Raw genomic sequence first — 20476 nt, forward strand, 5'->3', positions numbered from 1 at the left:
AAGACGGAAGAACCCCGCACCCGGCTCCAGGAGGGCCAGCTCCAGAAGCGCTGGGGTGCGGGGTTCTCAGGGGGACGGAGTGGATCAGCGGGTGGTGCGCGCAGCCCGGGGCTGTTCCCTCGGCGGGCGGTGGCGGGTCAACGCGAGCACCCCGCGCCGGCTGGCGCTGTGGGTGCTCGTGGCGGCGGGGCGGTCGCAGGTGCAGTCGGGGAAGGCGGTCTCGCAGGTGAAACACCAGCCGCAGGCGCCGCAGTAGCGGCTGGTGCGATGCAGATCCAGGTGCCAGCAGTGCCCGCACAAATAGTGGCGGCGAGCAGGCCACCGCTCGGTCGGTGACAGGTAGCTGGTGTTGGAGTACCAGATCCCGCCCTCCCAGGTCCCGGCCTGCTCACCGAACAGGTAGGAGTGGTGGCGGTAGGTGGGGTCGACGGTGAGGATGACCAGCTTGCTCGATCCCAGCCACGAGGCGAGCCCGCGTGCGCCGCGGTGGGTGTCGATCGACCCGAACGGCTGCCCGGGTAGGTAGTCCTCGGCGGCGATGCGGGTGTCCGAACGCGGATCATAGGCGCGCGGGTGCACGCGTTTGGGCAGAGTCCCGTTGTGCGCCAACACTGTTCGCGCGTCGCCGCCGATCCGGAAGGGGTGGCAGTTGTCGATATCGCGGAGGCCTTTGGTGGCGTAGCGGGAATGGAACAACGCCGGACCATCGGGATAGCGGGTGCGCACCTGGGTGAATTCTGCGATCACCGGTTCGGCGTCCATGCCGTGGCCGACGATGATGCCGCGTCCGGCGATCACCGCGTAGCCGTGCCCGTGCGGATTCGCCGTCGCCCCATACGCCAACGCGACCGGATCGGGGCCGATGGCCGGTGGGTAGTAGGTCAGCAGGCACATGCCAGGTCCTCCATTTCCGCGGCCAGCGGCTGGTAGTCGGGCTGGCGTGCGACCCAGGCGCCAAACGCCGACCATTCCCACGCCCCGGCCCGCACATCGGCCACCCGCAGAGCGCGGGTGTAGTCGATCGAGGCGGCGGTGAACGCCAGCGCCGCCTGCACGCACTGAACGTCCAGGGAGCTGGCGAACACCCGCAGCTCCAGGGTTTTGCGCGGGTAGGGGTTGATCGCCTGATACCGCGCCAACCCGAGCGCGTGCTGATGACTTTTCGCGGTCTCGCGTGCCTTGGCGCGCGCGATCCGGTCGAACGGCGCGTAACGCGAACGCCGCCGCGCCAGGATGGTGACCGCGGATTCGTTGCGGTACAGCAGTTTCAGCCAGCGGTAGATGTGGGCGGGAGAGTCGAACCCGTCACGGCTGGCGTGCACATGCAGCCCGACAGTCTGGTCGGTCTCGCAATCGAGATCCTCGAGCACCGTGAGCAGGCCCCACGGGAAATGGTCGATCGCGTGGCGATACGACATCGGGTGCGTGACGACCTCGAACCCCAGCGGGCGGATGGAGGAGTCCTGTTTGAGGTAGCCCAGATCACCGAGGTGCTCGGTCGCGGCGGCGACGGCCTCGTCGTAGCAGTAGTCCGGGACGATGACCTCGAGCTCCATCCCCAGATACAGCGGTCCGTCGCCGTGGAATCTCGGGTCGGGTTTGTAGCTGTAGTTCCACACCCGATCCCGGCGTGCGCACGGATCACACCCCCGACCCGGCCGCAACAACGTCGCGCACTGCGGGCAGGAAGCGTAGGTCCCCGCGCAGCGGGTGCAGGCGCGGGTTCCGCCGGAGACGTAGCGGCTGGCCGCGCTGTAGCGGCCGCAGTTGACGCAGGAATCGAAAAACACCGCCGCGCAACGTAGACACACCGGCTCGTCGGTGTCGGTGCGCACGTGCGGGTCGGTCAGCTCCCGGCACGACACACACCCCACCCAGCCGCGAGTGCACGACCGGCACAGCTGGCGCTCGTCAGCGACCACGACAACGCTGCGCACCGTCGCATAACAGCGCTCACACTGCGGGAGCGCAGGGAAGCAGCTTCCGCAGACCAGCTGATCGTCGAGTTGGTGCCAGTCGCTGGCGTTGCGGCGCCAACACAGCGCGCACGGCGGATCCGTGGCCAGAATGGGATGAGGCATGGCACACCTTCCGGAAATCGAAACAACGCCAGCCCGAAGCTGATGCTGCGGGCTGGCGTTCACAGGACGGGACAGGATGAACGGCTATCGGTGAGCAGGTGACGAGTGGCTATCGGTGAGCAGGTCTCGACTGCTCGTGATGGATCAGGCTCACGCCACCGCCGGTAGCGCAGTAGCGGCTACCGTGTGGGCGGCGTCCTCGAGGGCGAGCAGCCGATCCTCGGCGTGGCCGTACCAGCGTGCTTCGAACCCCTTGCGTGCCTTGGGCATCACCGAATCGGGGGCGGCGACGAAGAACTCCTCCAACCGTGGATAGCTGGTCGATGGCTCGGTCAGCCACACCCGGAGATGCTCGCCATCAAACTCCGGTGTGATCCGCAGCTCGGTGGCGAAGCGGTCAAGGAATGTCGCCGCCTCGGCGCGGCCGCCGCGGGTGACGACATCGACCGCGCGCCACGCGCGGCCCGGTGCGCTGTAGCAGCGACGGACCCGATACACCGCCCACCGGCATCGATCCAGCTCGGCAGCAGCCAAAGCCAGGACTTCGTGGGCGTTGTCGCGGCGCAGCCGATCGGTCAACGACTTGCCTGGCCCGAACAGCCCGGAGTTGCGGTTGAGCGCGATCGCGACGTACTCATCGACCAGGTGCTTGAACGCCTCACCGGGTGCGGCCTGGATGCGGGCAAGCTGCTCAGGCCAGCTCGGCCGAGATACGAAACAACACTGGCGGCAGCACGATTTCGGCCACCACACCCCGAACAGCCCGAACAGGTATCCCTGACAGTGTTCGCGCGACCACCCGGACGCGTGTAGGGGGTAGATCGGGTGTCGACGTCCACTCAGGACGACCGAGGAATCCGAGGAGATCCGGCGCGTCTCCTCCACGTGGTAGCCCACCGCGTGGACATACGTTGTATGCCCCAAATGCGTTGCACGCCACGTATCGAGGGGCTCGCCCTTCGACTTCGCCGAGCAGATCCTGTTCCCACCCAAGGTCGGTAGCACACCGTTGCGGCGATGCTCAGCGCTGAGCGCGTAGAAGCCGTTCTCGTCGGGGTCGGGGTGCAGCCGGGTCGGCTCGCGGGTGTCCTGCAACACCACGATCCCGTCGGCAGCCGAGGGGCCCGCACGGGCGACCTCGACCAGCCGGACCGATCGCTCACGCAACAGCGGCAGCACGTGGACCGCGGCCAGATCGCAGGTGCTGGTCCACTCGTCACCGGTCTGGGCGACCATCACGATCAGATTCGACAGGTCATCACACAGCTCCGGCGGCCCGAAGTCCGGCTCCAGCAGTGTCCGCACGATCCCCGCGGTGCTCTCCACACCCATGCCGTACGACCAACAGACCGGCAACACGCCGTCGGAGTAAAAGCTTGGCAGGGTGAACAATCCGTCGGTGTCGTCAGTCATCGGAGTCCCTCCTTTCCGTGGATCGGGTTCACGGGTTCCAGTCGGTGACCGGTTCGGCGGCGGCGACGTTTTCGGCCATGGGAGACATCCAGGCGGAACCGGTAAGCGATCCGCTGTTCGATCGCGGCGTCCTGGGCAGCCAGTAGCGGATGCGCGCGGGCGCACACGTGAGCGCGGCGTGAGGCGAGCACGCCGAAGACGTAGGAGGCGTGTGAAATCCAGCGAAGGCGAGGGGATGCGGTCGAGTCCCCGCGGCGGTGACGCCCGGGTAGAGTCGGGCGCCGAGGGACCCGGCCGCTAGCTCCGGCCTGGTCCCTCGGTCATTAGTGAGTCATCACCAGGGTTCGATCAGGTCGACCTCGAGAGCCTGGTAGCCGTCGGGCACGATGTCTGCGACGGTGATCCGGTCGCGTGCCCATGTCCCCACGAGGGTGGTGTGACCGGTGATGGAACCTTCACGGAGATCGCCGCCACCGCGGCCATTGCCCTCCGCGGTGAGCACAGGTAGCGGGTGGATGGCTGCCCCGATAGCGTTCGCGACGACGGTCGTCTTGTCGGCATAGGTCTGCTTGTCGTGGTTGATGACGTACCGGGCGACCGGAACGTCCTCGGGTGCGGGGAGTTTCGTCGCTGTTTCGGTTTTGTCGAAGAGATTGCTGGTGCTGTCCGGTTCGTGTTCGGCGTAGTCGCCCAGACCACCCGTGTCGGCGAGGTCAGCACGCGCTCGACGGCTTCGACGAACTCGTTGCCGAGCCAGGAGTGCTTTGTCAGTTTGAAGCTGGGCCATAGTCGTAAGGTTCGAGATAGCCGGTGATCTCGGTCCCATCCTCGGCGAGCGGGACTGCTATGTAGTGCTGGCCCATGGTGATCCTTCCATTGCTGCTCGTGTGGATGGTGCGGTTGGAAACCGAAGGGACAGGGCGAGCTTCGGATGGCCAGGCGAGCCAAGGGGCGTCGACTGGCTGCGTTCTTGCGTTAGGCTGGCGTGCGGGAGAATCAGGCAGACGGGCCCCGGAAACTTGGAGTCCGCCCATGCCTACATCACGTCCGAAGCGATCCACCCGCGCACCGCGGCGTCCGGAAGTCCGCGCCCGCCTGGAGCGTTCGCGCGAGCGGGTCCGCGCCCGTCGCCAGCTGGCTCGGCAACGCGAGCAACTCATCGCCGCCGCGGTCAAGCAGTACATCGCCGCCTGGGACGCCATCACCGACTGTGAAACGGCGCGCGACCGCGAGATCGAGGATCTGCGTGCGCAGATCGCGGGCGTGCACGAGCGGGCCGCCGAACAGATCGCCACCCACCGCGCTCAACAGGCGCTGGCCGCGGCAGCGATTCGTGAGCAAGGCCAAACCGACGACGAGGTCGCCGAGCTGCTGGAAATCAGCGCCAAGCAAGCCCGCCAACTCATCACCGCCGCACGCGCCGACACCGACAGCGAATCCAGCTCAGCGGTGAACCCGCCTGCGCCAGCGCCCCTCACGACGAAACTTCCGACTGCCGCCGAATCGTCGGCAATCGTAGGGCACGCCCAGGACGGTGATGCCGATGCCGATGCCGGGCCGACAGGCCTCTAGTCGGCGGCTTCGGGTCCGGTGGACTGATCGGCGGCGGACACGAGGTGCGCCACCCGGATCGGCCACGGATAGATTCCCGGCCGGGGCGCGCCGACGGCCTCGATCATCGCCATGCCGAGGTCGCCACCGACGCCGATCTCGACCACGCGGAACACGCTCACTCCGCCGTCTCCGACCCGGACGAGGTCACCGCTGTTTGAACTCCACGGTCGGTGACCCTAGCCGCAGGTACCGACAGGTCGGTATTCGCTCGCGATACGCTGATGCTTGTGGCTGTGCCCGCTCCGATGCTGGCCACCGCCGGACGCCCCTCCACCGACGCAGGCCAGTGGGCGATCGAGATGAAATGGGACGGCATGCGAACCATTTGCCGGACCCGGGGCAGACGCGTCGAACTCTTCAGCCGCAACCGCAACAACGTCACTGCGTGCTTCCCTGAACTCGGCCCCGTCCTGACAGAGCTCACCGAGGGCCGGGATCTGATCCTGGACGGGGAGATCATCGCCCCGACCCGGCGACCGGAGCGCCCTCGTTCGCCCGACTCCAGCAGCGCATGCACCTGCAACGCCCCAGCCTCGAACTGCGCCGCGCCGTGCCGGTGCAATTGTTCGTCTTCGACGTACTCGACATCGACGGCGAGAACACCATGGCCCTGCCCTACACCGATCGCCGCGCTCACCTCACCGACCTGGAGCTGGCGGGACTCGCGGTGCAGACCCCGCCGTACTGGACCGGCATCCCGGTCGACACCATGCTCGCCACCGCGGCCGACCACGGCCTGGAAGGCATCGTCAGCAAGCGTCTCGATTCGAGCTATCGTCCCGGGACGCGGTCCCGGCTGTGGCTGAAGACGCCACTGCGGCGAAGTGCCGACGTGATCATCGTTGGATGGGTCGCGTCCAGCGGCGGCGGAGAGTTCGGGGCGCTGGCCTCCGTGGTGCTCGGCGCCTACGACCAGGCCGGTCGGCTGGTCTATGTCGGGAATGTCGGCACCGGCTTCAGCGCGGCGGCCCGCCGGGCTCTGCGGCAACGCCTGACCGAACTGGCGGTCACCGAATCGCCCTTCGACCGATCCCCGCCGCCAGAACGCGCCACCGGGGTGCACTGGGTGTCGCCGCGACTCGTCGGAACCGTCGAATACCGCGAATACGCCGAAGCCCTCCGCCACCCCAGCTGGCGCGGACTGCGGGTCGAGATCGATCCCCTCACCATCGGGTTGCCCGACTAGGCACACGTTCACATTGGAACGCAAGGCACATTGGAACGTTAGGCGTTGTTGTATCCACCGGCGGTCCAGACGAACCAGCGAAACTGCGGCGGAGCGAACGGCTGCCTCGCTGGAATTCCCGGAGCAGGCGAATAGGGCCAGTACGCAACACCACAGCGATGGCAGTAGAACCCCGCCTGCCACACCGCATGAGCATTGGGACGGCCGCGCCTTATCCTCGCGTTGCGAAGATCGCGGCGGATCACCGCGCCCATGACAATCAAACCGGGGATCGCGACAACGACAACCATGAATAGGGCGCCGATCCACGTGCCCACAGTTCGTACCTGGGGGTCAGTGGTGACGATTGCCGCAATAGCCGGGGCCAGCAGAATGAGCGCTGGCAGCAGTAGCAGCAGGCCCACCACGGTAAGGCGACCGGAGGGCAGTTGGGATGGCTCCCGCGCGAGGCTTCGCGCGAGCGCAGTGGTGAGGGTGCGTTCGACTGTGGCGGTGCCGATGACTGGGACCAACCCCGTGGTGGCTACCCCGAGCCCGGAGTACTGGCTGATGCCGTAGCTGGTCGATACGCCGTCAGCATGCAGCGCAGGCACACTCTGAACGAAATCGATGCGGCCGCAGCGTGGGCACGTGATGTCGAGGTCCATGCGGGTGTTCCCCTCCCACGCGCGGCGCGCGTGTGGTGCTGATACCTGCAACGAAAGCTCTGTGCGGTATCCAACACCCTCGGCCACCGGCTGTCGAGAGGTTTCGGCGAGTCGAGGCATGCGCAAACTCCTTCCACGTGGATGAACGCGTAGTTGTCAGGTGGCTGTGGATATCCGCACCGCGCCGCCCGCTCAGTGCTGGTGACGCCGTCACCAGCACTCATCAGCAATCAAGATCACCCATGCGGTGACCTGCTGGTGACCGTGTCACCACGATCGTGTAAGTCCGAGTCGGGAAACGTAACCAAACGTCGCGAGATGTACACCGAATGGGCGGATATGGAGGGAGTTCAGGAAGCTGACCAGCGGATTACCCGTTGGGTAGGGTCGGAGGTTCGATTCCTCCAGGGGCTTCTTGAGCAAGTCGGAGAGCGGAGTCGGCACGATGGTGACCACGACGATGGCGCCAATCCAACCGAGCGCGAAGCCCTTCGCTGCGCCCGCTCGTGTGCTTCGCGAGGATCAGCAGGATGACCACGACAACCGGGATCGGCGAGATGTCGGCGGCACGCTCGGACATAATGTGCCTGGCCTCGGGTACGTCGAGGCGTTTCAAGAATCCAGTGACGTGGCAGCTCCCGAGCGGATGACAGGGGATCTTCGATCTTGCCCTCTGAGCACTTGTGACACCGGTGCCGAGACACCTTTAAGATTCACGCCAGCATGCGCCATGCGCTGCTCGATGAGCTACCGGTCACCTTCCGGCTTATTTGCCCGCACCCGATCGCCCGATCGAGTCGACCGCTCACTTCGATACCACAGATCCGATCGACATCTCAGCGCCGACTCCGATCGAAACCTCTGACTCGATCGCTGTGAAGAAATGCGCCGGCCGCGCGGCAATGCCGCTCGAGAACGGGCCCGGTCTGAACACCGCGACAGGCACCCTACGCGCCGTCGATCGTTCAAGTGACCCCCGATTCAGATACTGTGTCAGACCCATCCGACTCCTACGGAATGATGAGATGGTGACCCAGCACATCGACCGGCGATCTGCCGATATTCCATCCGTGACCCGCGCCGAAGTCCGCGATGCAGCACTGACGCTGTTCGCAGAGCGCGGCTACCTCGGCACGAGCCTCAAGCAAGTGGCCGAGGCGCTGGGGCTGCGGACGCCGAGCCTGTACAACCACATCGAGTCCAAAAGTGCTCTCCTCAGCGAGTTCGTGCTCACTACCCTCGACAACGTCATCAACGATTTCAACAAGGTGATGGCCGAGTCCGATGGCCACGTTGCGAAGCTGCGGGCCGCGACTGAAGTCTACGCACTGCACCACGCCACACACCGCCGCGAGGCGTTGGTCGTCAACCAGGACACCACTCATCTCGACGAACCCGATCGCAGTGTCGCGCAAGACATCCGTCGCCGCCACGAGAAGGCATTCCGGCAGATCATCATCGATGGTCGACGGGAAGGCGTGTTCACCGTGGAATCGCCGAAGCTCGCGTCCTTCGCAATTCTGGAGATGTGCGTCAGTATCGCCCGATGGTTTCGTGACGACGGAGAAATGGGTCCAGAGGATGTCGCGCGACAGTATGGCGACTACGCATTGGAGATCGTCGGCGCCGCGCGCTGATCGCCGACCGACACGGTCCGTCGATCAGCCACACCATGGTTGGAGACCACGGGCTGCCGCGGAGGCGGGAAGTGCACTCACCGCTGAGGCAAGCAGCATGCGAGTCGCGGCCGACCGTGCGGAATGGCCGTCATGGATTCCGGATGCGTTCTTCATCGAAGACGGCGATCGCTTCGGCGCTCAGCGAGGTGTCCTACCGCCAGCGTTGGCATCAACCCTCGGGATCGCGATCTATCGTGTGCTCGGCGAACGAGTGTTCTTTCGAATGTGATCCGACTCCGCGCAACCGCACGCTCTGGGGTGCGGCCACCGGCCGCACATAGTGCTCTAGGAGGTCCCTGATTGGGCTGGGGACCGGCACAGGGCGGCGGGTTTCACGGTCCACATACACGTGCACCCATCGACCCCGAGCAGCCAGGACGAGACGCTGATGCTCACCTGGATCCGTACCTGCGAACAAAGCAAGGTCATAGGTCACACTCGACGTGCCCAACCGCTCTACCCGCAGACCGACCTGCAGCGTCTGTGGGAAGCCGACCTGCCGAAAGTACCGGCAACCGGTCTCGGCGACCACACCTATCGCACCCGCAGCAACCGGGTCGAAGTCGGCGTTCTCGATGATCAAGGCGTTGATCGCTGCATCGAACAGTTCGTAGTAGACGGCATTGTTCAAATGGCCGTACATGTCGTTGTCCCGCCACCGTGTCGTCACTGCTCGCACGGCGGCGAAGTCTGCCGTGCCGAGCTCTCGCTCATCGCTGTCCACCTTGGACGCCATGGCACCATCCCGTCTTGTCGACTCGTTGTCCTGCATTGACACTCCCTGCGCGGGGACCTAGGTTCACATACTAACGACTATTAATTAGGAACCTGTGCAACCGCTCAATACGCTCACTGCAGACATGAAGGTCGGGTTTGGCTATCGGCTTCGCTCGCGTCGAGCGCACCCATCCGGCCGAGGCCCCGGTGCCCGCGGCAGTGCGAGCGCTGGACACAGCGGATCTGACCATCCACCAGGTCGACGCGATCACCACCCACAACCCGTTCGCCGTCAACGACATAGTCGTCGCTCGGGAAACCAGCGTCACCTAGCAAGGATGAAAACCCATGGCCGCAGCCATATTTGGGACCATTCGCAGGGACTGACCGGCATACGGTCCATCACCGAACTCGTCACCGACCGACGAATCGCGGTGACGGCACCGGCCTGTTCGCCAGATACGCACCAGGAGACACCGCGGCCGCCATCGTCGTACGGGTCGACGGTTGAGCAGACAAACCTGTCCGAACCGATCACTTCGTTCCCAATCAGGTCTGCAAATGCGAACACCCGGACCCACACCGCCGTACGGCGAAAGGACACATCGCCGATGGACAACACAGCGCTGGGCAGGATCGGCCAGCTGATCGGAATGACAATCGTGCAGGCCAGTGGCGATCGCGTGGAGCTCGCCTTGGATGTCCGTCCCGAATTGTGGCAACCCGACGAGATCATCCAAGGCGGCATCTACTGCGTCGCTATCGAGGCCGCGGCAAGTCTCGGGGGCGGCCTATGGCTGGGGAGCCGGGGTCGTGTCGTCGGTGTCAACAACAACACCGACTTCCTGCGCGCGGTGCACGACGGTCGCCTGACCGCGGTGGCAACCCCAATTGCCCGCCAACAACTTCAGCAGCTGTGGTCGGTAGCCCTCTCCGATCAGTCGGAACGGGCGATCGCCCGTGGCCAGGTCCGCCTGCAAAACCTCAGCCGACCGACGACATAGGATAGGAGTGCTCTCATGGCCAAAGTGTGGTTTGTCACCGGCTCTTCGCGGGGGTTCGGCAGACAGTTCGTCGAAGCCGCACTCTCACGCGGCGACCAGGTCGCAGCGACTGCGCGCAACGTGCAGTCACTCACAGAGCTCAGCGCCACCTTCGGTGACGCAGTGCTGACTCTGCCGCTCGACGTCACCGACAAAGCAGCAGTAAGTGCAGCGGTCAAGCAGGCCCACGGGCATTTTGGACAGCTCGATGTTGTTGTCAACAACGCTGGTTACGGCCTGTTCGGTGCCGTCGAAGAACTCAACGAAACCGACCTGCGCGACCAGATCGAGACCAATTTGTTCGGCGCGCTGTGGGTGACTCAGTCCGTATTGCCGATATTGCGGGAACAGGGACACGGCCACATCATCCAGATCTCGACAGTCGGCGGGGTCACCACCTTCCCCAACCTCGGCGGCTACCACGCGTCGAAATGGGCGTTGGAAGGACTCAGCGAGACCTTGGCCAAAGAGGTCGCGGGCTTTGGAATCAAGGTCACCATGGTTGAGCCCGGCCTGTTCTCCACAGATTGGGCTGGCTCGTCAGCTGTTCATGCCGACCCCTTGCCTGCCTATGCCGACCTTCGGGCGGCCATCGCCGGGTCGTCTAAGAATGCCGTCCCAGGTGATCCGGCTGCCGTCGGCAACGCCCTACTCAAGATCGTCGACGCCGAGTATCCGCCACTGCGCGTGTTCTTCGGTTCAGCACCGCTGCAACTGATCCAGGCCGTTTACAGCCAGCGACTGGAGACTTGGATCGAGTGGGCGTCGGTGTCCGACGAAGCTCAGGGCTAACTCCGAACCGTCCCGTCGCTCGTTCCGCGAAGGAAAGGCCGACGGGCGGACGAAACACGGAGCCGAAGTTGCGTGGCCCAGTTCTTCGACCCGGCATCTGAAAGCTTGTGCACGCCGCCCGCGCCGCCAGCCCCTCTGCTGGGCGCGCAACCGTCCGGTTCTCCTGTCAAGTACCGCGGCAACCACGGCCTCCACATACGAGCTCGCCGCGGCACCTGGCCAGCTCGTGCGAGCCATGATCAACAACTTTGCGAGCGCTGAGTAAGCGCAATGGGCAGATCTATGACCCTTCGAGGAATAACAGCAGGAGCAAACATGTCCGACACACCGAGCGCCTCGGCCGAGCCCGCTGCGTTATACGAGCGCCGGGGCAACACAGCGCTTATCACCTTGAATCGTCCCCGCGCCATGAATGCGGTCAACTCGGCGTTGTCCACTGCGGTCGGCGCGCTGCTCGAGCAGGCCGAAGCAGATGACGCCGTGCGGGTCATCGTGATCACCGGCTCCGGTCGCGCGTTCTGCGCAGGCGCCGATCTCAAGGCGCTTGGCTCCGGCCAATCGCTTGATGCCGACGGCCACCCGGAATGGGGCTTCGCCGGCTATGCGCGGCATTGGGTCAGCAAACCGACCATCGCTGCGGTCAACGGATTCGCCCTCGGCGGCGGTACCGAACTCGTGCTCGCCAGCGACCTCGCGGTCGTCGACGAGAATGCCCAACTCGGTTTGCCCGAGGTCACGCGAGGTCTGTTCGCAGCAGCTGGTGGCGTCATTCGTCTGCAACAACAGATTCCGAAGAAGATCGCCCTTCAGATCGCATTGACCGGCGAGCCGATCAGCGCAGCCCAGAGCAAGGAATTAGGTCTGATCAACGAAGTCGCTCCCGCGGGCACTGCACTGGAGGTAGCTCTCGAGCTCGCCGACAAGATCGCGTCCAACGCTCCACTGTCCGTGCGCGAGTCCAAGGCACTGATTCACAGCACCGCACTCGGGCCTGATTGGGAGCAGGGCGTCTGGGACGCGAACGACGAAGCCATGCAGAGGGTATTCACCAGCGCCGACGCGAAGGAGGGCCCCTTAGCCTTCGCCGAGAAGCGAATACCCGTCTGGCAGGGACGCTGACTCTCCGCGTCAAGTGCATTCGTCGGCACCATCCTCCGGTGCCCTCGACCGAGGCACACCATCCACAGTCACACCCAGCGCCCTGGGCATTCAGGGCAACTACTCCTGTGGCACCTACGAACATAGGGAATTCATCATGACGAACGCCGTCATCGTCGATGCGGTCCGCCTCGCATCGGGCAAGGGCAAGCCGGGTGGCGCACTCTCCGGCACCCATCCCGTCGAGCTGCTCGCGCATGTATTGCGCGCACTCGTCTCCCGCAACGATCTCGACCCTGCGCAGGTGGACGACGTGATCGGCGGCTGTGTCTCCCAGGTCGGAGAACAGGCGCTCAATGTCTCGCGTACGGCGTTGCTGTCGGCTGGCTTCCCGGACTCCGTGCCAGCCACGACGATCGACCGCCAGTGCGGATCGAGCCAGCAGGCCGCGCATTTCGGTGCGCAAGGCGTCATCGCCGGTGCCTACGACATCGTGATCGCCTGTGGAGTCGAGTCGATGAGCCGCATCCCCATGGGAGTTGCCGGCCTCGACAAGGACACCAACGGCCCCGGTATCCGGGCGCGCTATCCAGAGGGACTGGTAGGCCAGGGCATCTCTGCGGAACTCATCGCCGCGAAGTGGAAGCTCGACCGGGAGACCCTCGACGCGTACTCCGCACAGTCGCACCAACGTGCCACCGCCGCAGCCACTTCCGGCGCGTTCGACAAAGAGATCCTTCCGATCGACGTCACCAATGCTGCTGGCGAGACGGTTTCGCACACGGTCGACGAGACCGTCCGCGCCGCCACCACGCCAGGGGGGCTCGCAGGATTGAAATCGTCGTTCTACACCGATGACTACGCCGCCCGATTCCCTCAGGCAGGGTGGCACATCACTCCAGGCAACTCGTCGCCGCTGACCGACGGCGCCTCCGGCGTGCTGATCATGAGTGAGGAATCAGCGAACAAGCTGGGCTTGACCCCGCGCGCCCGATTTCACTCTTTCGCGGTCGCCGGCGACGACCCGCTGTTCATGCTGACCGCGCCGATTCCGGCGACGCGCAAGGTACTCGCGAAGGCAAGCCTGACCATCGACGCCCTCGACGTCTACGAGGTCAACGAGGCCTTCGCTCCGGTCCCGCTGGCGTGGGCACAGGAGTTCAACGCCGACCCCGCGAAACTGAATCCAATGGGGGGTGCGATCGCGTTGGGACACGCGCTCGGCTCATCCGGAACTCGCCTGCTCACCACCCTCGTCCACCAGCTCGAGGCGACCGGCGGCCGTTACGGCCTGCAGACCATGTGCGAGGGAGCGGGAATGGCCAACGCCACCATCATCGAGCGTCTCTGATACACAGCATCATTCAAGGGAGTACACCATGATCATCAACGACAGTGTTGCGGTCGTCACCGGCGGCGCATCTGGCCTCGGCCTGGCAACTGCCAAAATCCTGCTCGGCGAGGGCGCTCAGATCGTCATCATCGACTTGCCATCGTCGAGCGGTGAGGCTGTTGCCAAAGAGCTCGGCGAGCGGGTGCACTTCGTCGGCGCCGACGTCACCGACGAGGACGCGGTTACTGCCGCGCTCGACGTCGCGGAATCCCTCGGCCCGCTGCGTATCGCAGTCAATTGCGCCGGGATCGGACCTGCGGTCAAGACAGTGAGCAAGAAGGGCGCGTTTCCGCTCGACACCTTCAAGAAGGTCATCGATGTGAACCTGGTCGGTACCTTCAACGTGCTCCGTCTCGCGGCTCAGCGCATCGCCGAGACCGAACCGATCGATGGCGAGCGCGGGGTCATTATCAACACCGCCTCCGTCGCCGCGTTCGACGGCCAGATCGGCCAGGCCGCGTACTCTGCCTCGAAGGGCGGCGTCGTCGGCATGACTCTGCCGATCGCGCGCGACCTGGCGTCGCTGTTGATCCGAGTTGTCACCATCGCGCCGGGCCTGTTCAAGACACCGTTGCTCGCCTCACTGCCCGAGGAGGCACAGGCGTCTCTGGGCACTCAGGTCCCGCACCCGTCGCGGCTGGGTGACCCCGCGGAATACGGTGCGCTCGCGTCCCACATCATCTCGAATCCGATGCTCAACGGCGAGGTCATTCGGCTCGACGGAGCGATCCGCATGGCTCCCCGCTGACTCGAGACGTGATCGAGGATGGGGCTGATGCCTCCAGCGGCCGCCGCAATGTCACTGGACTTGGAGCCGAAGTAGCTCGACCCCATCCTCGGGAACCACTGAATGCTTTCTACGCGAACAGCTTCCATGGCACTACCGTCCTCGGCCTGTCGGGGCGGGTCGGAAACCGTGGTCGTGCCCCGCGCTCAACTACTGCCCTGGAAAGCGCTGCGCACGGTGCCATACGACAGTTCTTGTCGAGCACCGTCACCCGAACGGAATCCGAAGAAATAGAACAAGAACGACCTGGCCTCTATGAAGACAGCCATCCCCTTGATCAGTGTGGTGCAAGGCCACCGCTGTTGGTCTAGCGGCAGGACTCCGCGGACAACCGATTTGGGCGTTCAACGATGTCCCGTCGCGAAACGTAAGCAATCCGGCGGCGGTTCATTCCCGCCGATGCCAGGACCCTATGCGCGAACAGCCACCGCAGCCGAAGCGCCGATTGACCGCCGGGAACCCGGTCGATAGTCTAGGCAAACTATCATTCGTTAGTTTTGGAGGCACCTTCGGATGCTGGAACTAGCTGACCAGCTTCTGGACTGGCACGACAGCGGACAACGGTTCGCCGTGGCGACAGTGATCGCGACTTTCTCGAGTGCTCCGCGGTCGCCCGGCGCGGCTATGGCTGTGAGCGAAGCCGGGCAAGTCCTCGGCAGTATCTCCGGCGGCTGCCTGGAAGCGGCCGTCGTCGCGCTGGCCGAGACTGCGCTGGCGACCGGACAGCCCGTGCGCGAGCACTTCGGAGTGGCAGACGAGGACGGATTCGCCATCGGCCTTACTTGTGGCGGCACAGTCGATGTGTTCGTCGCGCCGGTCACGCCGTCGATGGTGCAGACCTTGCGATATGCGCAGACCTCGGCAATGGAGAGCCTTCCGACAGTTGTCGCCACATTCGTCGACGGCCCCGACGCAGGTAGGCATTTCGGTCTCCACGAGGGTTCGTTGGTCGGTGCAACGAAACACCACATTCATGAACGCGCGATAGTGGCAACACTGAACCGTGCACTCGAATCAGGAGGCCGAGGTCTGGTTCAGGTCAGCCAGCTGGACGCCGCACCCGCGATGCTGTTCGTGCAAGCACTTCGCCCGCGGCCCCGCATGATCATCTTCGGTGCCGTGGATTTCGCCAGAGCTCTGTCGCACTTGGCGAAGTTGCTCGGCTTCGATGTCACGATCTGCGATGCCCGAGCGGTGTTCGCCACAACGGAACGATTCCCCGACGCGGATCGCGTGGTCGTCGATTGGCCACATCGGTTCCTGTCGTCGGTGGCAGCCGATCTAGACGAGCGAACGGTCGTGTGCGTCATGACGCACAATCCGCGCTTCGACACCCCGTTGCTGCAACTCGCGCTCACACTGCCGATCGCCTACGTAGGTGCCATGGGTTCACGGCAGGTCAGCGCAGATCGTGTTGAGCGGCTACGTGCCCTGGGCGTCAGCGAATCGCAACTGACACGGTTGCGCGCCCCGATCGGACTGGACATCGGAGGCACTACGCCGATGGAGGCCGCTGTATCGGTAGTCGCCGAGATTATCGCAACACGTGAGAGGCGGTCGGCGCAGCCACTGATGTCCAGCCATGGTCCGATTCATTCAGCGCCCCACGGGGCCATGCACCCAGCCTCGCTGCAGATATCCCCATGAACACTGAAACGATCAGATGGTCACCAACCATATCGACGGTCGTTCTGCCGATGTCTCCCTGTAACTCGTGCCGATGTTCGCGACGTCGCCCTGACGCTCGCGGTCCAGGGTCATCTGGGGACGAGCCGCAAAGAAGGCGCGGCGTGTTTGGGTCTTGTCGATTTCGGAGTCGCGTTCGGTGATGCCTATTAGCTCTCTTCAGTAGGTCCGACGGCTCGCGTAGGGCGGCGCGCCGCCGCTGGGCCGAGAGGTCGAGCGAACGCGCGCTCATGCCTGCGTATTCAGGTGGTCATCGCAACACTTCGAGGCCGGCCCTGGTTCCGATGCGCCCGCTGACCCTGATCCGCGCAGGGTGACCATCATTGCCGAAGCTGCAGCACTTGTGTCTCTGGCAGGCGGGCACCGCTAGAATCAGTCGGTTGTCCGACTTCTGTGGGCACGTCGAGTGCGGTGTTGGATCGCGTGGGACGCGATCCGATGGGCGAGGAGGGTTCATGGCCTATGTGAAGGCGGCCGAGCGCGAAGGTCAGATCGTGGCTGCGGCGATCCGGGTGTTGAGCGCTGTCGGGGTAGCGGCGACGACGCTGCGGGCGGTGGCGACCGAGGCCGGCATTCCGTTGGGCACGTTGCACTATGTGTTTCCGACCAGGGACAAGATGCTGCGCGCGGTCATCGCTGCGGTGATCGGCGAGATTGTGGACACGGTCCAGGTTGGGCTGGAACTCGATCGCGGTGTGGCGCATGCGATACGCCGCGGTGTCATCACCTTCTGGGACAAACTTGTTCAGGATGAGACCGGTTTGCAGGTCATGCAGTACGAGCTGGCCATGTACTCCGCGCGCAGCGACGGTGGCCTGGTCCGGCTGCAATACGACCGCTACACGACACTGGTCGCCGAATTCTGCGAGCAGGCCGCCGACGCCGCGGGCGAGCGTTGCGCGGTCGACTTCGCCACTCTTGGGCGGCTCGCGCTAGCAGTGCTCGATGGCTTGATCGTGCAATACATCGCCTGTCCCGACCCCGCGCGAGCACGTCGGGACCTGGACCGGGCCGTGGACATGCTCGTCGCCTTCGCCGATCCGCAACCGGTCACCGGCCGTTTGGCCCGACAGATCGGCTGAACGTGCACATCTAGCTCTCCCGGTTCCCGGCCGTTGCGCGCGGGAACGGGCTGTGCTTTACTCAAAATGTCGTACGGTTGACCGACTTACATTTGGGCAGGGCGGCCGTCGTCCGTCCGGGAAGGCAGACACGATGAGCCAAGACCCCACACGTACTGAGCCCTCGGACTCGGCCGGGTTCACGACGGTGGCTGTGGTCGGGGCGGGGTTGGCGGGGTTGACCGCGGCCCGCGCACTCCATCGCGCAGGTGTCGATGTGCGGGTGCTCGAGTCGGCCGAGCGGTTGGGCGGGCGGGCGATGAGCGAGACCACCTCGCTGGGCTCACGCGTGGATTTGGGCGGACAGTGGATCGGCCACGATCACCACCGCATCGCAGCCCTGGCCACCGAGCTCGGCGCCACGCGGTTCCGGATGCACACAGGCACGCTGCCGACCATCCTCAGCGGCGGTCGGCGGGTGCCAGCGGCCGCACCCTCGACACTGCTGCCCGTGGTGTTGCTCCTTGGCCTCGAAGCGTTGTCCCACATCCATCCGCCCCGGCGGTGGAACACCACGACCGTCGCCGACTGGTTGGCCAAGGTACCCGGGCGCACATCACGACAACTGCTCGAGTTGGCGGCCCTGATCTCCTCGACCGCCGACCTCGACCGGTTGTCGGTCAACACGGTGATGACGATGATCCGCCGGCAGGGCGGACTACGGAAAATGCTCTCGACCACCGGCGGGGCCCAAGAAGGCCTGCTCGTCGAAGGTGTCGGCGCCCTCATCGACGGACTCGCCGACGAGCTCGGCTCCCGCGTTCATCGCGGGTACCGCGTCACCTCGATCGTCAACGACGACCATGGCGTCACTCTCACCACCACCGCAGGTACGGTCCACGCCACCAAAGTCGTAGTGACCGTTCCACCGCCGCTGCTGGACCGCATCAGCTTCCATCCGTCTCTGCCCCCTGCTCGCATCACCGCTGCCGCCCGCACCTACATGGGCTCGGTCTACAAGGCGATCGCAGTATTCGACCGGCCGTTTTGGCGAGAACTCAACACCAGCGCCGAGATCCTGGTCCTCGGCACCCCCGGGATCGCCGCGTTCGACACCACCCCGCCCGGCGGTCCCGGCCACCTGTGCATGCTGGTAGCCGGCCCGCAAGCACGCGCACTCGACCAGTTCGACGCCGCAGCCCGGCGCGAGGCCGTACTTGGCCCCCTGGTTCCTCGGATCGGCACCGAGGTCCTGAAACCTGTGAGCTGGCACGAGAAATCGTGGCACCTCGACGACAACGTCGGCGGCGGCTACGTCGCACTACCCGAACCGGGCGCCACCGCCGCACGCTGGCCCCTTCCGTTCACGCCGATAGGCGAAATCCACTGGGCAGGAACAGAAACCGCAGGCGATCACCCGGGTTACCTCGACGGCGCCATCGAATCCGGCACCCGAGCAGCCCACGAGGTGCTGGACGCGCTGTCACAGCTCGACCAGGTCAAGCCGCGACCGCGAGACTGAGTCAGCAGGCAGATGCTGAGCCATCAGCCCCGAATCCGCACGTCAGCACTGAACACGACTTCGAACATGCACACGTCTTCGGACGCTCAGCCTGGACAACCACGTCGTGGCCAAAAGCGTGTTGGTGAGCGAGATCGTGCTGACGGCAGAAGCTTACGGCCGCACAGCCAAGCTACGTGCAGCGAACGACGGCAGCGACTGCGCGCGGCGCGTGGGGGAGCGTGAGGGTAGTTCCGCCAGCCGCTGATGCGACCGGCGGTAGCAGGTCCGCGTCAGGAGTAAGGATTGGCGAAGCCGGTGTATCTGGTCTCGAGATACTCCTCGATCCCCTCTCGGCCGCCTTCACGTCCCAATCCCGACTGCTTCACGCCGCCGAACGGTGCCGCCGGATTCGATACCGCACCGACATTCATTCCGAGCATCCCTGTTTCCAGCCGTTCCATCAGACGCATGCTCCGGGCCGAGTCGCGTGTATAGGCGTAGGCGACCAGACCGTAGTCGGTGTGATTCGCCAAGGCCACCGCTTCGTCCTCATCCGAGAATGTCAGCACAGGCGCGACCGGTCCGAAGATTTCCTCACGACACACCCGAGCGTCTGGATCGACCCCTGTCAGAACAGTTGGGGCATAGAAGTAGCCGGCCCGGTCGAGCGCGAACCCACCAGTGCGGACTTCTGCACCACTACGTCGCGCGTGCTCGACCAGGTCGTGAATCTTCTCTCGCGACGCTTCATCGATCAGCGGGCCGACTTGCGAACCCGGCTCGATCCCAGGCCCGATGGTGAGTTCGGCCATGCGGGAAGAGAGCTGTTCTACAAACGACGCAACGACGGACTCGTGCACGAGAAAGCGGTTGGCGGCAGTGCACGCTTCGCCCATATTGCGCAGCTTGGCCAGTAGCGCGCCCTCGACCGCCGCGTCGATATCGGCGTCATCGAAGACCAGGAAAGGCGCATTGCCGCCCAGTTCCATCGATGTCCGCAACACCGAGGATGCGCTGTCGGCCAGCAGACGTCGGCCTACCTCCGTCGAACCGGTGAACGACAACTTCCGCAGCCGAGGGTCATCGAGCAGCCCCGACACGACTTCCCCCGAGGAAGAGGTAGTGACGACATTGAGCACCCCCGCTGGCAATCCTGCCTTCTCCAACACTTGCGTCAGCAGCAAGGTCGTCAAAGGAGTCAGCGCGGCCGGCTTCAACACCATGGTGCATCCTGCCGCCACCGCGGGGGCGATCTTGCGAGTCGCCATGGCCAGCGGAAAGTTCCATGGTGTGATCAGCAGCGACGGACCCACCGGCCGTTTGTGGACGAGCAGACGGCTCCGTCCGTCGGGAGCCACTGCGTAGCGTCCGTCGATCCGGACCGCTTCCTCGGCGAACCATCGCAGGAATTCCGCACCGTAGGTGACCTCGGCGCGCGCCTCGGCCAGCGGCTTTCCCATCTCCAGAGTGATGAGGGTGGCGAATTCCTCGGTCTTGGCGACGACCATGTCGAAAGCCGTGCGCAAGATGTCCGCGCGGGTTCGCGGCGCGGTGGCGGCCCAGTCGGCTTGTGCCTGGGCCGCCGCATCCAAGGCCGCGAGGCCGTCGGCAACCGATGCGTCGGCAACCGACGCCAATTCCTGCCCGGTAGCCGGATCGTGGACTGGAATTGTTCGACCCCCCTCCGCCGGGCGCCACCGTCCGCCGATGTAGAGCTGCGGCTGCAAGGTCGCCAGGACCGTGTGGGTCGAGTATGTGGATGTCACGAAAGCTCC

At 65.0% G+C, this 20476-nt stretch carries 19 protein-coding genes and 2 pseudogenes; 13 read left to right on the forward strand and 8 right to left on the reverse strand.

The annotated features are described in order from the left end of the window. Positions 1–84 precede the first annotated feature (84 nt). From ABZV58_RS29160 to ABZV58_RS29175, 4 genes are all read right to left on the reverse strand, one after another. Positions 85–894, reverse strand: a complete 810-nt coding sequence (locus tag ABZV58_RS29160; RefSeq protein ID WP_355003383.1) for a hypothetical protein — start codon at positions 892–894, stop codon at positions 85–87. Beyond that, entirely contained in the window at positions 882–2081 is a 1200-nt protein-coding gene (locus ABZV58_RS29165; RefSeq protein ID WP_355003384.1) for a hypothetical protein, read from the reverse strand. The genes ABZV58_RS29160 and ABZV58_RS29165 overlap by 13 nt, the downstream gene beginning before the upstream one ends. A gap of 150 nt (positions 2082–2231) precedes the next feature. Further along, the gene (locus tag ABZV58_RS29170; protein WP_355003385.1) at positions 2232–3494 is read right to left on the reverse strand and encodes a hypothetical protein; all 1263 of its coding nucleotides are present in this window, start codon (positions 3492–3494) and stop codon (positions 2232–2234) included. A gap of 334 nt (positions 3495–3828) precedes the next feature. Continuing rightward, a complete protein-coding gene (locus tag ABZV58_RS29175) occupies positions 3829–4281 on the reverse strand; it encodes a hypothetical protein (RefSeq protein ID WP_355003386.1) in 453 nt (150 codons plus the stop codon). A gap of 245 nt (positions 4282–4526) precedes the next feature. Here ABZV58_RS29175 and ABZV58_RS29180 point away from each other — a divergent pair, with 245 nt between their 5' ends. Beyond that, positions 4527–5066, forward strand: a complete 540-nt coding sequence (locus ABZV58_RS29180; RefSeq protein WP_355003387.1) for a hypothetical protein — start codon at positions 4527–4529, stop codon at positions 5064–5066. Here the strand turns inward: ABZV58_RS29180 and ABZV58_RS29185 are convergent. After that, positions 5063–5227, reverse strand: coding sequence for a hypothetical protein (locus tag ABZV58_RS29185; RefSeq protein WP_355003388.1), 165 nt, complete (start codon positions 5225–5227; stop codon positions 5063–5065). The genes ABZV58_RS29180 and ABZV58_RS29185 overlap by 4 nt on opposite strands. A gap of 195 nt (positions 5228–5422) precedes the next feature. Between ABZV58_RS29185 and ABZV58_RS29190 the strand changes: the two are divergent. Together ABZV58_RS29190 and ABZV58_RS29195 are read left to right on the forward strand one after the other, a co-directional pair. Then, a pseudogene (locus tag ABZV58_RS29190) lies at positions 5423–5518 on the forward strand (hypothetical protein); the annotation flags it as partial. Between the two features lie 101 nt (positions 5519–5619). Further along, a complete protein-coding gene (locus ABZV58_RS29195) occupies positions 5620–6294 on the forward strand; it encodes an ATP-dependent DNA ligase (protein ID WP_355003389.1) in 675 nt (224 codons plus the stop codon). 38 nt (positions 6295–6332) lie between these two features. On the opposite strand, the gene ABZV58_RS29200 is transcribed toward ABZV58_RS29195, so the two are convergent. Continuing rightward, a complete protein-coding gene (locus ABZV58_RS29200; protein WP_355003390.1) occupies positions 6333–6941 on the reverse strand; it encodes a hypothetical protein in 609 nt (202 codons plus the stop codon). Between the two features lie 1028 nt (positions 6942–7969). Between ABZV58_RS29200 and ABZV58_RS29205 the strand changes: the two genes are divergently transcribed. Further along, on the forward strand, positions 7970–8578 hold the full coding sequence (locus tag ABZV58_RS29205) for a TetR/AcrR family transcriptional regulator (protein WP_355003391.1): 609 nt from the start codon (positions 7970–7972) through the stop codon (positions 8576–8578). Between the two features lie 328 nt (positions 8579–8906). Here the strand turns inward: ABZV58_RS29205 and ABZV58_RS29210 are convergent. Next, positions 8907–9356, reverse strand: a pseudogene (locus ABZV58_RS29210) (thioesterase family protein); the annotation flags it as partial. A 137-nt stretch (positions 9357–9493) separates the two neighbouring features. On the opposite strand from ABZV58_RS29210, the gene ABZV58_RS29215 reads away from it, so the two are divergent. From ABZV58_RS29215 to ABZV58_RS29255, 9 genes are all read left to right on the forward strand, one after another. After that, complete coding sequence (locus tag ABZV58_RS29215; protein ID WP_355003392.1) at positions 9494–9670, forward strand: hypothetical protein; 177 nt, start codon at positions 9494–9496, stop codon at positions 9668–9670. A gap of 5 nt (positions 9671–9675) precedes the next feature. After that, complete coding sequence (locus tag ABZV58_RS29220; RefSeq protein WP_355003393.1) at positions 9676–10341, forward strand: PaaI family thioesterase; 666 nt, start codon at positions 9676–9678, stop codon at positions 10339–10341. Between the two features lie 15 nt (positions 10342–10356). Continuing rightward, a complete protein-coding gene (locus ABZV58_RS29225) occupies positions 10357–11172 on the forward strand; it encodes an SDR family oxidoreductase (RefSeq protein WP_355003394.1) in 816 nt (271 codons plus the stop codon). Positions 11173–11487: 315 nt separating this feature from the next. Then, entirely contained in the window at positions 11488–12291 is an 804-nt protein-coding gene (locus ABZV58_RS29230) for a crotonase/enoyl-CoA hydratase family protein (protein WP_355003395.1), read from the forward strand. 136 nt (positions 12292–12427) lie between these two features. Continuing rightward, on the forward strand, positions 12428–13621 hold the full coding sequence (locus ABZV58_RS29235; protein WP_355003396.1) for an acetyl-CoA C-acyltransferase: 1194 nt from the start codon (positions 12428–12430) through the stop codon (positions 13619–13621). 28 nt (positions 13622–13649) lie between these two features. Further along, positions 13650–14411, forward strand: a complete 762-nt coding sequence (locus ABZV58_RS29240; RefSeq protein WP_355003397.1) for a 3-hydroxyacyl-CoA dehydrogenase — start codon at positions 13650–13652, stop codon at positions 14409–14411. Positions 14412–14963: 552 nt separating this feature from the next. Then, a complete protein-coding gene (locus tag ABZV58_RS29245; RefSeq protein ID WP_355003398.1) occupies positions 14964–16097 on the forward strand; it encodes an XdhC/CoxI family protein in 1134 nt (377 codons plus the stop codon). A gap of 494 nt (positions 16098–16591) precedes the next feature. Beyond that, positions 16592–17218 carry a TetR/AcrR family transcriptional regulator gene (locus tag ABZV58_RS29250; RefSeq protein WP_355003464.1) on the forward strand — a complete coding sequence of 209 codons (627 nt, stop codon included), beginning with the start codon at positions 16592–16594 and terminating at the stop codon, positions 17216–17218. 133 nt (positions 17219–17351) lie between these two features. Next, positions 17352–18719, forward strand: coding sequence for an NAD(P)/FAD-dependent oxidoreductase (locus ABZV58_RS29255; RefSeq protein ID WP_355003465.1), 1368 nt, complete (start codon positions 17352–17354; stop codon positions 18717–18719). A 272-nt stretch (positions 18720–18991) separates the two neighbouring features. Here the strand turns inward: ABZV58_RS29255 and ABZV58_RS29260 are convergent, their stop codons facing one another. Continuing rightward, positions 18992–20467, reverse strand: a complete 1476-nt coding sequence (locus ABZV58_RS29260; RefSeq protein ID WP_355003399.1) for an NAD-dependent succinate-semialdehyde dehydrogenase — start codon at positions 20465–20467, stop codon at positions 18992–18994. Positions 20468–20476: the final 9 nt, after the last annotated feature.

This window comes from Nocardia sp. NPDC004654 (genome assembly GCF_040609595.1).
Lineage (GTDB): Bacteria > Actinomycetota > Actinomycetes > Mycobacteriales > Mycobacteriaceae > Nocardia.

Bases quoted from the DNA above. Each gene is read 5' to 3' on its own strand.
- ABZV58_RS29235 (WP_355003396.1), top strand. From the start codon at position 12,428: ATGACGAACGCCGTCATCGTCGATGCGGTCCGCCTCGCATCGGGCAAG.
- ABZV58_RS29225 (WP_355003394.1), top strand. From the start codon at position 10,357: ATGGCCAAAGTGTGGTTTGTCACCGGCTCTTCGCGGGGGTTCGGCAGA.
- ABZV58_RS29160 (WP_355003383.1), bottom strand. From the start codon at position 894: ATGTGCCTGCTGACCTACTACCCACCGGCCATCGGCCCCGATCCGGTC.
- ABZV58_RS29170 (WP_355003385.1), bottom strand. From the start codon at position 3,494: ATGACTGACGACACCGACGGATTGTTCACCCTGCCAAGCTTTTACTCC.
- ABZV58_RS29200 (WP_355003390.1), bottom strand. From the start codon at position 6,941: ATGGACCTCGACATCACGTGCCCACGCTGCGGCCGCATCGATTTCGTT.
- ABZV58_RS29230 (WP_355003395.1), top strand. From the start codon at position 11,488: ATGTCCGACACACCGAGCGCCTCGGCCGAGCCCGCTGCGTTATACGAG.
- ABZV58_RS29240 (WP_355003397.1), top strand. From the start codon at position 13,650: ATGATCATCAACGACAGTGTTGCGGTCGTCACCGGCGGCGCATCTGGC.
- ABZV58_RS29255 (WP_355003465.1), top strand. From the start codon at position 17,352: ATGAGCCAAGACCCCACACGTACTGAGCCCTCGGACTCGGCCGGGTTC.
- ABZV58_RS29165 (WP_355003384.1), bottom strand. From the start codon at position 2,081: ATGCCTCATCCCATTCTGGCCACGGATCCGCCGTGCGCGCTGTGTTGG.
- ABZV58_RS29220 (WP_355003393.1), top strand. From the start codon at position 9,676: ATGAAAACCCATGGCCGCAGCCATATTTGGGACCATTCGCAGGGACTG.
- ABZV58_RS29195 (WP_355003389.1), top strand. From the start codon at position 5,620: ATGCACCTGCAACGCCCCAGCCTCGAACTGCGCCGCGCCGTGCCGGTG.
- ABZV58_RS29175 (WP_355003386.1), bottom strand. From the start codon at position 4,281: ATGGCCCAGCTTCAAACTGACAAAGCACTCCTGGCTCGGCAACGAGTT.
- ABZV58_RS29250 (WP_355003464.1), top strand. From the start codon at position 16,592: ATGGCCTATGTGAAGGCGGCCGAGCGCGAAGGTCAGATCGTGGCTGCG.
- ABZV58_RS29180 (WP_355003387.1), top strand. From the start codon at position 4,527: ATGCCTACATCACGTCCGAAGCGATCCACCCGCGCACCGCGGCGTCCG.
- ABZV58_RS29245 (WP_355003398.1), top strand. From the start codon at position 14,964: ATGCTGGAACTAGCTGACCAGCTTCTGGACTGGCACGACAGCGGACAA.